This is a genomic window from Bradyrhizobium sp. USDA 4354, from assembly GCF_054060315.1.
The window spans coordinates 4,971,411-4,985,458 of the sequence record NZ_JBSSDC010000001.1; the positions used below are offsets into that span (position 1 = coordinate 4,971,411).

12 protein-coding genes are annotated in these 14,048 nt (G+C 65.7%); 8 read left to right on the plus strand and 4 right to left on the minus strand.

Annotated features, from left to right (window positions below):
• The first annotated feature begins 8 nt into the window (after positions 1–8).
• From ACVIIV_RS22995 to ACVIIV_RS23020, 6 genes are all read left to right on the plus strand, one after another.
• Positions 9–389 carry a hypothetical protein gene (locus ACVIIV_RS22995; protein ID WP_456746190.1) on the plus strand — a complete coding sequence of 127 codons (381 nt, stop codon included), beginning with the start codon at positions 9–11 and terminating at the stop codon, positions 387–389.
• Between the two features lie 147 nt (positions 390–536).
• Entirely contained in the window at positions 537–1,289 is a 753-nt protein-coding gene (gene recO, locus ACVIIV_RS23000) for a DNA repair protein RecO (RefSeq protein WP_456746191.1), read from the plus strand.
• 100 nt (positions 1,290–1,389) lie between these two features.
• Complete coding sequence (locus ACVIIV_RS23005; protein ID WP_456746192.1) at positions 1,390–1,677, plus strand: hypothetical protein; 288 nt, start codon at positions 1,390–1,392, stop codon at positions 1,675–1,677.
• 61 nt (positions 1,678–1,738) lie between these two features.
• On the plus strand, positions 1,739–3,997 hold the full coding sequence (parC, locus tag ACVIIV_RS23010; protein ID WP_456746193.1) for a DNA topoisomerase IV subunit A: 2,259 nt from the start codon (positions 1,739–1,741) through the stop codon (positions 3,995–3,997).
• Positions 3,998–4,388: 391 nt separating this feature from the next.
• Positions 4,389–5,939, plus strand: coding sequence for an ABC transporter substrate-binding protein (locus tag ACVIIV_RS23015; RefSeq protein WP_456746194.1), 1,551 nt, complete (start codon positions 4,389–4,391; stop codon positions 5,937–5,939).
• A gap of 4 nt (positions 5,940–5,943) precedes the next feature.
• Entirely contained in the window at positions 5,944–7,488 is a 1,545-nt protein-coding gene (locus ACVIIV_RS23020) for a GMC family oxidoreductase (RefSeq protein ID WP_456746195.1), read from the plus strand.
• A gap of 905 nt (positions 7,489–8,393) precedes the next feature.
• Here the strand turns inward: ACVIIV_RS23020 and chrA are convergent.
• Both chrA and ACVIIV_RS23030 read right to left on the minus strand, forming a co-directional pair.
• The gene (chrA, locus tag ACVIIV_RS23025; protein ID WP_456746196.1) at positions 8,394–9,779 is read right to left on the minus strand and encodes a chromate efflux transporter; all 1,386 of its coding nucleotides are present in this window, start codon (positions 9,777–9,779) and stop codon (positions 8,394–8,396) included.
• On the minus strand, positions 9,779–10,597 hold the full coding sequence (locus tag ACVIIV_RS23030; protein WP_456746197.1) for a chromate resistance protein ChrB domain-containing protein: 819 nt from the start codon (positions 10,595–10,597) through the stop codon (positions 9,779–9,781). Before ACVIIV_RS23030 ends, chrA begins: the two co-directional genes overlap by 1 nt.
• Before the next feature lie 196 nt (positions 10,598–10,793).
• On the opposite strand from ACVIIV_RS23030, the gene dmeF reads away from it, so the two are divergent.
• Together dmeF and ACVIIV_RS23040 are read left to right on the plus strand one after the other, a co-directional pair.
• Positions 10,794–11,753: a CDF family Co(II)/Ni(II) efflux transporter DmeF gene (dmeF, locus tag ACVIIV_RS23035; protein ID WP_456746198.1), complete on the plus strand. Its 960-nt coding sequence runs from the start codon at positions 10,794–10,796 to the stop codon at positions 11,751–11,753.
• Positions 11,754–11,826: 73 nt separating this feature from the next.
• Positions 11,827–12,657 (plus strand): N-acyl homoserine lactonase family protein, encoded by an 831-nt coding sequence (locus ACVIIV_RS23040; RefSeq protein ID WP_456746199.1) that lies wholly within the window; start codon positions 11,827–11,829, stop codon positions 12,655–12,657.
• 6 nt (positions 12,658–12,663) lie between these two features.
• On the opposite strand, the gene ACVIIV_RS23045 is transcribed toward ACVIIV_RS23040, so the two are convergent.
• Entirely contained in the window at positions 12,664–12,855 is a 192-nt protein-coding gene (locus tag ACVIIV_RS23045; protein ID WP_456746200.1) for a hypothetical protein, read from the minus strand.
• A 31-nt stretch (positions 12,856–12,886) separates the two neighbouring features.
• A complete protein-coding gene (locus ACVIIV_RS23050; RefSeq protein WP_456748797.1) occupies positions 12,887–14,044 on the minus strand; it encodes an MFS transporter in 1,158 nt (385 codons plus the stop codon).
• Positions 14,045–14,048: the final 4 nt, after the last annotated feature.

Consider the following 14,048-nt stretch of genomic DNA (forward strand, 5'->3'; position numbering starts at 1 on the left):
GGTATCCGATGAGCGTGCCCAGCAACGTCCGGCGCTTCGAAGCGCTGCTCTATGCATCGTTGATGCTGGACGCCCTCTCGGTCGCCGTGCAGGACCGCACGCCCAGCGCCGAGGTGACCGAGCAGATGATCATGACGGCGACTTTGCTCGCCGGCGGCATGATCCTGCTGCTGGTCTATTTCGTCTGGCTCGCTGCGCACTGGCGCAAGAACTGGCCGCGCTGGGTGCTGGCGGCGGCCCTCGTGCTGTCGGTGATCTCGCTCGGCCAGATCATCGGGGAGAAGGGCATGGAGCTCGACAGCGCCATCGAGATCGTCTCCTGCGCGCTGACGACGATGGGATTGTACTTCTCCTTCACCGGCGACGCGCAGGGCTGGTTCGACGCGTGAGTTTTCGGGCGATGCCGTAGGGTGGGCAAAGGCGCGCTTTCGCGCGCCGTGCCCACCGCATTCCCCGGCGTATGGTCGGTGAAAATTGGTGGGCACGCTTCGCTTTGCCCACCCTACGACAGCTCGAATTGCGCTAGACTTTCTCCCATGGAATGGACCGACGAAGGCATCGTGCTGGGCGTGCGGCGGCATGGCGAGAGCAGCGCCATCGTCGAGCTCCTGACGCGCGCGCACGGCCGGCATCTCGGGCTCGTCCGCGGCGGCGCCGGCTCACGGATGCGGCCCTTGCTGCAGCCGGGGAACAGCGTCAGCGCGGTGTGGCGAGCCCGGCTCGACGAGCATCTCGGGACCTATGCCATCGAGGGATTGAAGCTGCGCGCGGCGACGCTGCTGGCATCGTCCCACGGCGTCTATGGCGTCACCCATCTCGCCTCGGTCGCGCGGCTCTTGCCGGAACGCGATCCGCACGAAGACATCTTTGCGCTGCTCGAACATTCGCTGGATGATTTCGACGACATCGGCAGCGCCGCCGTGCACGTGATCCATTTCGAGCTGGCGATGCTCGCCGAGCTCGGCTTCGGCCTGGCGCTGGACAATTGCGCGGTGACCGGCGAGACCACGGACCTGATCTACGTCTCGCCGAAATCCGGCGGCGCGGTGTCGCGCGGCGCGGGCGAGCCGTGGCGTGACCGGCTGCTGCGTCTGCCCCCGTTTCTGCGGCATGGCGAAACCGCAAGCGATCTCACCGAACAGGATCTCCAGGACGGCTTCCGGCTGACCGGCCTGTTCCTGCTGCGCCACGTGCTGGAGCCGCGCGGGCAGGGCCATTCCGATGCGCGGGCCGGCTTCATCAACGCCTTGATGCGGCAGCAGGCGAGGGCGGCAATCCCTGCGCCATGAGCCAATCGGGATTCTGTATTGCTCCACCGCATGGAGTTCCACGGAACGGAATCGGGCCGATCGAGTTCGCCTTCAGGTTCCACATTGGGGGACAGCCTAAATGTTGATCAGAGGATTCGCCTTGTCCGCGGCGCTGCTTGCGTTTGCGCCTGATGCAATGGCCGGCGAGCCGCAACCTGGCGTGTTTCGCCGGGCGTCCTGCACGCTCGTCCGGTATTATGTGGCGAAATATTCCGCTGCCGCCGCAGAGACATGGGCGCGGTCGCACGGCGCGACCGAGGCCGAGATCGAGGCGGCCCGCCGCTGCGTGACCAATGCGCCGGCGCCCGCCCAAACGCCAGGTCAGGCCAAAACCCAGACATTCACGGCCGGCTGGGCAGGCCAGTAGGCCGCCCACGGGGAACCATTCGATCCTTGCCCGATTCGCTTCCACGGTTTAACCGGGCGGCATGGGAAAACGAATCGTTCCGCCGGAAGAACCGGCCGAAATTCACGAGGTCCGGCTGCAGGAAGCGCTGGAAGAGCGCTATCTCGCCTATGCGCTCTCCACCATCATGCACCGCGCGCTGCCGGACGCGCGCGATGGCCTGAAGCCGGTGCACCGGCGCATCCTCTACGGGATGCGGCTGCTCCGGCTCGACCCCGGCACGGCATTCAAGAAATCCGCAAAGATCGTCGGCGACGTGATGGGCTCGTTCCATCCGCATGGCGACCAGGCGATCTACGACGCCATGGTCCGTCTCGCGCAGGACTTCTCCTCGCGCTATCCGCTGGTCGACGGTCAGGGCAATTTCGGCAATATCGACGGCGATAACCCCGCCGCCTACCGCTACACCGAAGCGCGCATGACCGATGTCGCGCGGCTTCTGCTCGAGGGCATCGACGAGGACGGCGTCGAATTCCGCGCCAATTACGACGGCCAGTCGAAGGAGCCGGTCGTGTTGCCCGGCGGCTTCCCGAACCTGCTCGCCAACGGCGCGCAGGGCATCGCGGTCGGCATGGCCACCTCGATCCCGCCGCACAACGCCGCCGAGCTGTGCGAGGCCGCGCTGCATCTGATCGAGAAGCCCGACGCCAAGTCCAAGGCGCTGATGAGGTGGGTCAAGGGGCCCGATTTCCCGACCGGCGGCATCTGCGTCGATTCCAAGCAGGCCATTGCAGAAGCCTACACCACGGGCCGCGGCTCGTTCCGCGTTCGCGCGCGGTGGGAGCAGGAAGAGGGCGCGCGAGGCGCCTGGGTCGTCGTCGTCACCGAGATTCCCTTCTTGGTGCAGAAGTCGCGGCTGATCGAGAAGGTCGCCGAGCTGCTCGACCAGAAGAAGCTGCCGCTGGTCGGCGACATCAGGGACGAATCGGCCGAAGACGTCCGCATCGTCATCGAGCCGAAATCGAAGAACGTCGATCCCGCGCTGATGATGGAATCGCTGTTCCGTCTCACCGAGCTCGAAAACAAGATCCCGCTGAATCTCAACGTCCTGATCAAGGGGCGCATCCCCAAGGTGGTCGGCCTCGCGGAAGCCTTGCGCGAATGGCTCGATCATTTGCGCGACGTCCTGATCCGCCGCACCAATTACCGCAAGGGCGAGATCGAGCATCGGCTCGAAATCCTCGGCGGTCTGCTGATCGCCTATCTCAACATCGACGAGGTGATCCGGATCATTCGCACCGAGGACGAGCCGAAGCCGGCCTTGATCAAGGCGTTCAAGCTCACCGAGTTGCAGGCCGACTCCATCCTCAACATGCGGCTGCGCAATCTGCGCAAGCTCGAGGAAATGGAGATCCGCACCGAGGACAAGGATCTGCGGAAGGAGCTGAAGGGCATCCAGGCCCTGCTGGCCTCCGAGCCCGAGCAGTGGAAGAAGGTCGCCGAGCAGGTCGGCAAGGTCCGCGACATGTTCGGGCCGAAGACGCCGCTCGGCAAGCGCCGCACCACTTTTGCCGATGCGCCCGAGCACGATCTCGCCGCGATCGAGGAGGCCTTCGTCGAACGCGAGCCGGTGACGGTCGTCGTCTCCGACAAGGGCTGGATCCGCACCATGAAGGGCCATGTCGAGGATCTTTCGGGTCTCGCCTTCAAGCAGGACGACAAGCTCGGCTTCGCCTTCTTCGCCGAGACGACCTCGAAGCTGCTGCTGTTCGCCACCAACGGCAAGTTCTACTCGCTCGACGTTGCGAAGCTGCCGGGCGGCCGCGGTCACGGCGAGCCGATCCGCCTGTTCATCGACCTCGAGCAGGAAGCGGCGCCCGTTGCGCTGTTCGTCAACAAGGGCGGGCGCAAGTTCCTGGTCGCGAGCCACGAGGGCCAGGGCTTTATCGTCAACGAGGACGATTGTGTCGGCACCACCAAGAAGGGCAAGCAGGTCCTCAACGTCGACATGCCGAACGAGGCGCGCGCGATCACCGAAGTGCTCGGTGACACCGTCGCGGTGATCGGCGAGAACCGCAAGATGCTGGTCTTCCCGCTCGACCAGGTGCCGGAAATGGCCCGCGGCCGCGGCGTGCGCCTGCAGAAGTACAAGGACGGCGGCCTTTCCGACGTTGCGGTATTCGACTCCAAGGCGGGCCTGACCTGGAACGACTCCGCGGGACGCGAATTCTCGGCGACCATGAAGGAGCTCGCGGAGTGGCAGGGCACCCGCGCCGACGCCGGCCGCCTGCCGCCGAAGGGTTTCCCGAAGTCGAACAAGTTCGGTCGGGTGATCGGGTAGGGCGGTCGCTTGTCTCGGACGCGCGGCTGCGTGCAACGCTGCTGCGCAGAGCCGGGACCCATGCTGCACGGATTGCTCGGAGACATGGGCCCCGGCTCTGCGGCGCACCGCTGAAGAAGCGCTGCGCCGCGTCCGGGGCACGAGGGGGGCGCGCATTTGTCCCCCCTCGTCATTGCGAGCGCAGCGAAGCAATCCAGAATCCCACAGCGGAAAGGCTCTGGATTGCTTCGCTGCGCTCGCAATGACGAGAGGTGAGAGCGCTGCTCTCCAACTCAAAGTTTGTGCATCCCGCAAACGCGTGGCAGATAGCCACGAGCGCATAAGTAGGGGCACGAACATTGCTTTTTCCTGGCGACTGCAAACGGCTGGTCAAAAGGCAAAAACACACTCAATGTTCAAACTGAAGGCTTTCATTCCGGCGCTGTTCGGCCTCGCGCTGGTGGCGGCGCCCGCGCATGCGGCGGGCAACCTGGTCGCGGTGCTCGAGGCGGAAATCGTCACGCTCGATCCGCATTTCTCCACGGCCTATATTTCGCGCACGTTCGGCTACATGGTGTTCGACACGCTGTTTGCGAAGGATTCCAAGGGCGACATCAAGCCGCAAATGGTGCAGGACTGGAAAGTCTCGGCCGACGGCTTGACCTATACGTTTACGCTACGCGACGGCCTGAAGTGGCATGATGGCCAGCCGGTCACGGCGGCCGATTGCGTGGCCTCGCTGCGCCGCTGGGGCACCCGCAGCGCGCTCGGCCGCCGCATCTTCGCGATAACGGCCTCGCTCGAGCCGACCGACGCCACAACCTTCGTGCTGACGCTGAAGGAGCCCTCCGGCCTCGTCATCGATGCGCTCGGCAATCCCGTCAGCCCTGTCGCTTTCATGATGCCCGAGCGCATTGCGAAGACGCCCGGCGACCAACGCATCACCGAGATCATCGGCTCCGGACCGTTCGTCTACAGCAAGGCCGACCACCGCACCGGCGACCGGATGATCCTGAAGAAGTTCGCCGACTATGTGCCGCGTCCCGAGCCCGCCGACTTCCTGGCCGGCGGCAAGCGCGCCAACATCGACACGCTCGAGATCCGCGTCATTCCCGACGGCGCAACGGCCGCGTCTGCGCTGCAGGCCGGCGAAGTCGACTTCATGCAATACGCGCCGTTCGATCTGCTGCCGCAGTTGGAGAAGAACTCGCGCGTCAAACTCGTCAACTTCACCGGCGGCAACATGTTCGCCGGCGCCTACCGCCTCAACGCCGCGTCGAAACCGTTCGACGATCCCGAGATCAGGCGCGTGCTGTGGAAGCTGGTCGACCAGCGCGAGGTGCTGGATGCGCTCGGCCTCGATGCCAAGTACGCCACGCCCTGCGCGACCTACTTCACCTGCGGCACCACCTATGAGAGCAAGGCCGCCACGGAAGCCGCCGCCAAGCCCTCGATCGAGGCGGCGAAGGCTGCGCTGAAGGCGACCAGATATGCCGGCGAGCCCGTCGTCGTCATGGAGGCCAACGATCTCGAAGCTCCGCGCGTCTCGGCGCAGGTGCTGGCCGAACGGCTGAAGGCTGCCGGCTTCAACGTCGACCTGCAGGTGATGGACTGGGCGAGCGTGCTGGCGCGCCGTGCCAAGAAGGAGGGCTGGAGCGTCTATGGCGTCCACGCCGGCGGTTTCGATCTCGGCTCGCCGCTGACCAACGTCATGGTCGCCTTCAACTGCGCCGACTTCACCGGCTGGCAATGCGATGCGCGCATCACGCCGCTGATGGAAGCCTTCGCCAAGGCGCCGGCCGAGGAGGACCGCAAGAAGATCGCGGGCGAGATCCAGGCCGTCATGTACGATCAGGCGCCCGCAATCCCGTGGGGTCAGTTCGCGCAGCCGGCAGCCTATCGCGCCACTCTGCGCGGTCTGATACCGTCCGCCATCCCATTGTTCTGGAATGTCGAGAAGTAACGCGATGTACGATGTCATTGTTGTCGGCGGCGGCTCCGCCGGCGCCGCCGTTGCGGCACGGCTCTCCGAGGATCCCGCACGGCGCGTCCTGCTGCTCGAAGCGGGCCGCGACTGGCGCGCCGATGAGGCGCCGTGGGAGGTGCGGACGCCGAATCCCATCCCGATCATCCACAAGCGCGAGTACCAGGAGAAATGGCAGTGGCCCGATCTGCTGACGCGCCGCGTGGCGGGGCAGGAGCCGCGCTTCTACTGGCGTGGCAAGGGGCTGGGCGGCTCGTCGATGATGAACGGCCAGATTGCGATCCGCGGTGTTGCCGATGCGTTCGACGAATGGGCGGCCAATGGCTGCACCGGCTGGTCGGCCAAGGAGGTGATGCCGCTGTTCTCGGTGATCGAGGACGATCTGGAGTTCGGCGATGCCGATGGCCACGGCCGCGGCGGACCGCTGCCGGTGTACCGCGCGCCGCCCGAGACATGGGGACCGATCGACCGGGGCTTGCGCGATGCAGCGCTGGCGAGCGGTTACCCCTGGTGCGCGGACCTCAACGGTCCTGATGGCGAGGGCGTCGCCAGCTATCCCATCAACAGCCGCAACTTGCGCCGCATCACCACCAATGAGGGCTATCTCGAGCCCGCCCGCGGCCGCGCCAATCTGGAAATACGCGGCCATGCGCTGGTCGATCGCGTGCTGATCAGCGACGGGCGGGCAACCGGCGTCCGCGTCCACATCGAAGGGCAGGGCACCCACGACATCAGCGCGCGCCAGATCGTGCTCTGTGCCGGCGCCATTCACAGTCCGGCGATCCTGCTGCGCTCGGGCATTGGCCCTGCCGAGGAATTGAAGGCGATGGGGATCGCGGTCGAGCGCGATCTGCCGGTCGGCCGCCATTTCTTCGATCACCCGCTGTTTCGTGCCACGATCCAGCTCCGGGAGGAGCTTCGTCCCACCGATCCCGATACGCGCCACACCAATTGCTGCGTGACCTACTCCTCGGGCCTCGCCAATGGTGGCAAGCGCGACATGATCCTGATCGCGTTCAACCACCGCGGCATCGGTAACCCCGGGGCGATCGGCGCGGGGCTGTTCAACGCCTATTCGCGTGGGACGCTCAAGCTGGCCTCGACCGATCCTGGAATCGATCCCATTGTCGAGGAGAACATGCTGGCCGACCCCCGCGACATGGTGCGGATGATGGATGCGGTGACGCGCCTCGCGGTGATCACCTCGCAGCCGGCGCTATCAGGCATCGCCGACTGGATCCGGCTCGCTGACACAGATCTGTCGCTGCCGCAGGCCGCTAGCCTCCCGGATCACGAGCTCGACGCGGTGCTGCGGCGGGAGACCGGCGACATCCAGCACGCCGCCGGCAGCTGCCGCATGAGCGGCGTCAACGACGGAGATGGTGTGGTCAACCCCGACGGCAGCGTGAAAGGGATAAGCGGCCTGCGTGTCGCCGACGCCTCGATTATGCCGTCCGACTGCCGCGCCAATACGCATTTCACGACAGTGGTGATTGGCGAGGCGATCGCGCGGATGATGATGCGGTAGTGCCACAATGACCCTGTCATGCCCCGCGAAGGCGGGGCATCCAGTACGCCGCGGCCTCTCTTCTCAACCATTACCGTCTCGGAGTACTGGATCGCCCGGTCCCGGCTCCGCCAAGGCTACGCCGGGCCACAAGTGTGCTCGGCCGCCGAAGCTTCAGCGAAGGCGGCAAGCCGGGCGATGACACCGAGTGCGAGGCGAGCGCGTCCCACGTCATTGCGAGCGCAGCGAAGCAATCCAGAATCTTTCCGCGGAGGGATTCTGGATTGCTTCGTCGCAAGGGCTCCTCGCAATGACGAGCAAGGGGCGAGGCCATCGCTCGTTACACTCTTCAAACAGCAGACAAACGTTCGCCTTCTCGCGGCGCAGCTCGCCCGAGTTTTGCTCCATGTGCCGCCCTCGAAAATGACAAGGGCGCAGGGAAGACCGGGCGCCGGCGGGCACCCGAGATCCGTGCGCGATGAGAAATGCACACGGGGTGGACCACAGGTGGTGCCGGTCGCCCGGCCTTCCCTGCGCGAATGGTTTTAACGGTGTCCTTCGTGCTCTCCTCGGGGAGCGATGCACTATTGCCCCCGTCGCCTTGCGGATGATCGATGCGCGTGCCGGTCGGCCGCCACATCGCCGCAAGCCTTGACGCACAGACCCCGGGCGTCAGGACCACACGACTTCTCCGTCCGCGCACGTCCTCGCTGGGAATCCGAGGGGTTCGCGCCGACGACACGGCGCTGACAGCGTCTTCGCATGGTTTCGGGGGCGAGCACATTTTGGAGGAATGCGTCGAAGAGGCTATCAACCTCCTTCATAAGCCGTAGCCGCTTCTGGCCCGAGCCCGCATGCAGCCCCGTCAACTTCAACGTCGCCTTCCGACAGCAAACCGGAGGCGACGAACTCTATGAATACACGCCCTAAATCACCCCCGCCAGCCTTAGCGCCACGCCTGCCGCACAGCTACCCGCCAGCACCGTCAGCATCCCGAGCTTGAACCGGAAGATCGCGGTCGCCGCCGCAATTGCCAGGACCAGCGCCGGGAGATCGACGCTCGTCAGCACCGGCCTATCGAAATCCAGCGGAAACGCATGCACCGGCACCGTCTCGCGGAACAGCGTGTGCAGGGCGAACCAGATCGAGAGGTTCAGGATCACGCCGACAACCGCGGCGGTGATCGCACCGAGTGCGCCGGCCAATCCCGTGTTGCCGCGCAGGCGCTCGATATAGGGCGCGCCGACGAAGATCCAGAGGAAGCAGGGCGTGAAGGTGACCCAGGTCGCAAGCAGTCCGCCGAGCGTAGCCGCGAGCATGGGCGACAGGCCGCTGGGATCGCGATAGGCCGCCATGAAGCCCACGAATTGGAGCACCATGATCAGCGGGCCCGGCGTGGTCTCGGCCATGCCAAGGCCGTCGAGCATCTCGTGCGGCCTCAGCCAGTGATAGTGCTCGACCGCCTGCTGCGCGACATAGGCCAGCACCGCATATGCGCCGCCAAAGGTGACGAGCGACATTTTCGAGAAGAACAGTGCGATTTGGCTGAACACATTGGCTTGGCCAACGGCCACCAGCAGCGCAACGACCGGCACCAGCCAGAGCGCAAGCCACAGCGCACCGACGCGGATCGCGCGCGCCGTGTTGGGGCGGACGTGATCGGGCACGGCTTCGCCGAGCATGCTGTCGATCGCGGCGCTGCTGTCGCCGTGGCCGTGGCCGGCCGGCGCGAATTCCGGACGGCCAGCCCGCGCGCCGGCATAGCCGATCATGCCGGCGGCGATGATGATGATCGGGAACGGGACCGCGAAGAAGAAGATGGCGACGAAGGCCGCGGCGGCGAGCGCGATCATGATGCGGTTCTTCAGCGCGCGCTTGCCGACGCGCACCACGGCCTCGACGACGATGGCGAGGACGGCGGCCTTGAGGCCGAAGAACAGCGCCTCGACGAAGCTGACATTGCCGAAGGCGGCATAGATGTAGCTGAGGCCCATGATGGCGATGATGCCGGGCAGGATGAACAGGCCGCCCGCCATCAGCCCGCCGGCGGTGCGATGCATCAGCCAGCCGACATAGGTCGCGAGCTGCTGCGCCTCAGGTCCCGGCAGTAGCATGCAGTAATTCAGCGCATGCAGGAAGCGGCCTTCGGAGATCCACTTCTTCTCCTCGACCAGGATGCGGTGCATCACCGCGATCTGGCCCGCGGGCCCGCCGAAGCTCAAGGACGCGACGCGGAGCCAGACGCGAAAGGCCTCATTGAAGCTGACGCCGTGACCGGCGTCAGCTCCTGCTTGAACGTTACGGGTGTCCATTACGCCTTCACCTTGTTGGTCGGCCAGTTGTGGGTCTCGGTGGTGGCGTCGCGGCACCAGCGGTAGAAGGCATCGTAGAGCGTCATGCCGGCCTCGAGCTGCTCGAGGTCGTCGTCATACATGCGCGACAGTCCGAGCGAGGCCGCCAGCAGGCCCGGTGCCTCCGGCGCCAGATCCGGTCGCGCGGTGTCGGCGCCGCGCACCAGCGTGGCCAGCCGCAGCAAAGGCGGCGTCGCAAGGCCGAATTCCTCGATCATGACGTCGAAGGTGCAGAGCTCGCCGCGGTGGCTCCAGAACACGTTCTCGATGTCGAAGGGGGCTGCGCCAAAGCGCTCGCCGACGGCGACCACCTCGGACGGCGCCACATAGAGGAACACCGCGTTGGGATCGACGAAGCGGCGGATCAGCCAGGGGCAGGCGATGCGATCGACCTTCGGCCGCGCCCGGGTGACCCAGACGGTGCGCCCCTTGGCATCGCTCGGCGGCAGCTTGCGGGCGTCGACCAGCGGCAGCTTGGCCGCCTTCCAGCCCTCGAAGCCGCCCTCCAGCGTTTCGGCCTGCACGCCAAGCTGGCGTAGCCAGGCCGCGGTGCCCTGCGCGAGCTTCTCGCCGCGGAAGCAGGAGACGACGGCACGGCGGCCGGCAAAGGCGCCGCCCCAGTCCGTCACATTGTCGTGGCTGAGCTTGATGGAGCCGGGGATCAGCCGCCGATCGGCGGCGAAATCCTCCTCGGTGCGAACATCGATCAGGGCAGGCGCGTTCGCCGTGCCGATCAGCCGTGCCAGTTTGTCAGATGAGATAGTCGTGAATGTAGACATGATGCGTCCTCGCAAGAAACGAACGGGACGCGATGCTTGGGCGTGTCGCCTCGTGGGGAGATCGCTCAAATCCCCATGAGGCAGATTACAGCGAAACTAAGAAGCACTGTCAATCCGCGGGACGAATGGGCCTTAGAAAATTGCTGCCCGCCGTCTATATTGCGCGCCGACAGAGCTGAATCTTCGGGAGAATTCGATGCATTCCCATTCCATCGAACAATGGACCCATGACCACGCGTTCCTGGGCGAAAAGCACGACGAGAACGAGCGCCGCACCTGGTTCGTGGTCGTGCTGACGCTGGTCATGATGGTCGGCGAGGTCGTTGCCGGCTCGCTGTTCGGCTCGATGGCGCTTCTGGCCGACGGCTGGCATATGGGCACCCATGCGGCGGCGCTTGGCATTGCCGCCTTTGCCTATCGCTTCGCGCGGCGGCATCTGGGCAATGCGCATTTTACCTTTGGCACCGGCAAGTTCGGCGACCTCGCCGCCTTCGCCAGCGCGATCATCCTCGGCCTGATCGCGGTCGAGATCGCCTATGAGAGCGTGCTGCGGCTGATCACGCCGGTGCCGATCGTCTACGGCGAAGCCATGGCCGTGGCTGCCCTCGGCTTGTGCGTCAATCTCGCCAGCGTGTGGCTGCTGCGCGATAGCCACGATCATCACCATCACGGCCATGGCCATGCGCATGATGAGCACGATGACCACGACCATCACGGCCATCGTCACCATCACCACGACAACAACCTTCGCGCGGCCTATGTCCATGTCATGACCGATGCCGCGACCTCGGTGCTGGCGATCGCAGCACTCGCCGTCGCCATGTATTCGGGCTGGGTCTGGGCCGATCCGGCGGTGGGCCTGATCGGCAGCGTCGTGATCGCGAGCTGGGCGTTCGGCCTGATCAAGACATCAGGTGCGGTGCTGCTCGACGTGCGCGCCGACGAGAAGCTGGAGCGGGTGATCCGGGCCCGCATGGAGGTCGGCGATGATCGCGTGACCGACCTGCATCTCTGGCAGGTCGGCCCCGGACATTGTGCCGTGCTGCTCTCGTTGGTGTCGGACCAGCCGAAGCAGCCGGCCGTCTACAAGCGGCGGCTCGCGGGGTTGAAGGGCCTCAGCCACGTCACGGTCGAGGTCGAAACCTGCCCGCATTGACGGGGGCCGGAATTCTGCTGCGCGGCCGGGGTTGATCCTCGGTCGCAACCTGCATGGCTGTATGGGAGGAACAATGATGTCCAGGATCACGTTCGCGCTCGCCATCGCTGCACTGGCTCTGTCCGGCCCCGGGGCGCTGGCGCAATCGGAAAGGACCGGCGTCGAAAAGCTCTACGTGCTGAATTGCGGCGAGGGTACCGCCGGCGACATCTCGCGCTGGACGCCGGGCCTGAACGAAGGCAAGTCGATGGATTTCGTCGACACCTGCTATCTGATCAAGCACGCCAAGGGCTGGTTCCTTTGGGACACCGGCATTGCCGATTCCGTTGCCGCGATGCCGAATGGTCTCGCGCCCGCCGATCCCAAAGCCGTGACCTGGCGCCGTCCGAAGACGCTTGCCGGACAGCTCGAACAGCTCGGCCTCAAGCCTGAGGACATCAAGGTCATGGCCGTCTCGCATACGCACCCGGACCATACCGGCAATGTCGAGCTGTTTCCGCAGGCCATGCTCTACGTGCAGAAGACTGAATACGATTGGCCCGGCGCCAACAACGCGCCGCGCTTCAAGCCCTCACATCCGGTCGAGCTGCTCGCGGGCGACAAGGATGTCTTTGGCGACGGCAGCGTGATCATTCTGTCGACGCCGGGCCACACGCCGGGACACCAGTCGCTGCTGGTGAAATTGCCCAAGACCGGTGCCGTGGTGCTGTCGGGCGATGCTGTGCACTTTAGGGATAATTGGGACAACCGCCGCGTGCCGAGCATGAACGTCAACAAAGACCAGACCGCGGCCTCGATGCAGAAGATCGCCGACACGCTCGCCAAGGAGAAGGCGCAGCTCTGGATCAACCACGACAAGGCCCAGCGCGACAGCCAGAAGATGGCGCCGGAGTTTTACGACTGAGGCGGGTCAGCCTTTCGGCGCGGTCACCGTCGGCGGGCTCGCGTCCGGCGTCTTCTTCGGCTTCAGCGTGCCGGCATAGAACGAGAGCAGCCAGACCAGGAGGAGGGCGAGCAGGTAGACGCCCCAGGCCTGCGGCGGCGTGGTCGCCCAGCGCAGGAGACCTTTGAATGTGCGGGGCGGGCCGGCGTCGCTGCTCATGGTTCGCTTGTGCGCGAAAGCGACGGTGCGGTCAATCCGGCCGCGGCTTGGGGCGGATCAGGAACAGCGCCACAAGCGCCGAGAGGCTGAGCGCAGACGAGACGATCAGCACCTTGGCACCCATGAGGTCGATGAGCAGGCCGAAGGCGAGCGGCGCCACCGCCTGCGCCATCCGCGCGGGGGCGCCGATGATGCCGAGACGGTAACCAAAGTCCTTCGGGCCGAAGATCGACAGCGGCAGCGTGCCGCGTGCGATCGTCAAAATGCCGTTGCCGGAGCCGTGGAACAACGCAAACGCGCTCGCCGCAGCGCCGCCGAAGATCGCGACGATCACGGCGCCGACCGGGTGGGTGAGGCTGGCGAGCCGCGTCGACCACAGCGGATGGAAGCGGCTGAGGAAACCGGCCTCCAGCATGCGTGCACCGACTTGCGCCGGACCGATCAAGGCGCCGGCCGCGATCGCCTCGGCCGGCGTGGCCCCCGTCGTCTCCAGGATGCGCGGGAAATGTGCGGCCATCGCGCCGGTGACGGTCCAGACCGCCGCGAAGATAAAGGCCAGCAGAAGCATGGTGCGGTCGAGCGGCAGATGCGGCTTCTCGGCAGTTGCCGCGGCTTGCTTGGCGCCCTTGATCGCCGGCAGCATGAAGAAGTTGAGCGGCAGTCCGATCAGGATGTTGGCGGCGGCCCACGCAAAACAAGTATCGCGCCAGCCGATATGGGCGATGCCCCAGGCAGTGAGCGGCCAGCCCACGGTGGAGGCGAAGCCCGCCATCAGCGTGATCCCCGTGATCGGCCTGCGCGCCTCGGTGCCGTAGATGCGCCCCAAAGCGGCGAAGGCGGCATCATAGAGTCCCATCGCCATGCCGATGCCGAGCACGAGCCAGGCGATCGCCATCACCGCGATCGATTGCGAGAATCCAAGGAGCACGAGGCCGGCGGCAATGGTCAGGTTCGAGGCCGACAGCACCTGACGGCCGCCGACGAGATCGATCTGCCGTCCGATGCGCGGGCCGAGCATCGCCGAGATCACCAGCGCGGCCGAAAACGCGCCGAAGATCCAGTTGGAGGAGACGCCGAGGTCGTGCGCCATGGGATCGGCGAGCAGCGCCGGCAAATAGTAGCTCGAGGCCCAGGCCAGGGTCTGTGTGGTGCCGAGCGCCAGGATGATTGGAAGCTGGCGCTGGGTCATCGGC

Coding starts and splice junctions, on each gene's coding strand:
- ACVIIV_RS22995 (WP_456746190.1), top strand. CDS start 9: ATGAGCGTGCCCAGCAACGTCCGGCGCTTCGAAGCGCTGCTCTATGCA.
- recO (WP_456746191.1), top strand. CDS start 537: ATGGAATGGACCGACGAAGGCATCGTGCTGGGCGTGCGGCGGCATGGC.
- ACVIIV_RS23005 (WP_456746192.1), top strand. CDS start 1,390: ATGTTGATCAGAGGATTCGCCTTGTCCGCGGCGCTGCTTGCGTTTGCG.
- parC (WP_456746193.1), top strand. CDS start 1,739: ATGGGAAAACGAATCGTTCCGCCGGAAGAACCGGCCGAAATTCACGAG.
- ACVIIV_RS23015 (WP_456746194.1), top strand. CDS start 4,389: ATGTTCAAACTGAAGGCTTTCATTCCGGCGCTGTTCGGCCTCGCGCTG.
- ACVIIV_RS23020 (WP_456746195.1), top strand. CDS start 5,944: ATGTACGATGTCATTGTTGTCGGCGGCGGCTCCGCCGGCGCCGCCGTT.
- chrA (WP_456746196.1), bottom strand. CDS start 9,779: ATGGACACCCGTAACGTTCAAGCAGGAGCTGACGCCGGTCACGGCGTC.
- ACVIIV_RS23030 (WP_456746197.1), bottom strand. CDS start 10,597: ATGTCTACATTCACGACTATCTCATCTGACAAACTGGCACGGCTGATC.
- dmeF (WP_456746198.1), top strand. CDS start 10,794: ATGCATTCCCATTCCATCGAACAATGGACCCATGACCACGCGTTCCTG.
- ACVIIV_RS23040 (WP_456746199.1), top strand. CDS start 11,827: ATGATGTCCAGGATCACGTTCGCGCTCGCCATCGCTGCACTGGCTCTG.
- ACVIIV_RS23045 (WP_456746200.1), bottom strand. CDS start 12,855: ATGAGCAGCGACGCCGGCCCGCCCCGCACATTCAAAGGTCTCCTGCGC.
- ACVIIV_RS23050 (WP_456748797.1), bottom strand. CDS start 14,044: ATGACCCAGCGCCAGCTTCCAATCATCCTGGCGCTCGGCACCACACAG.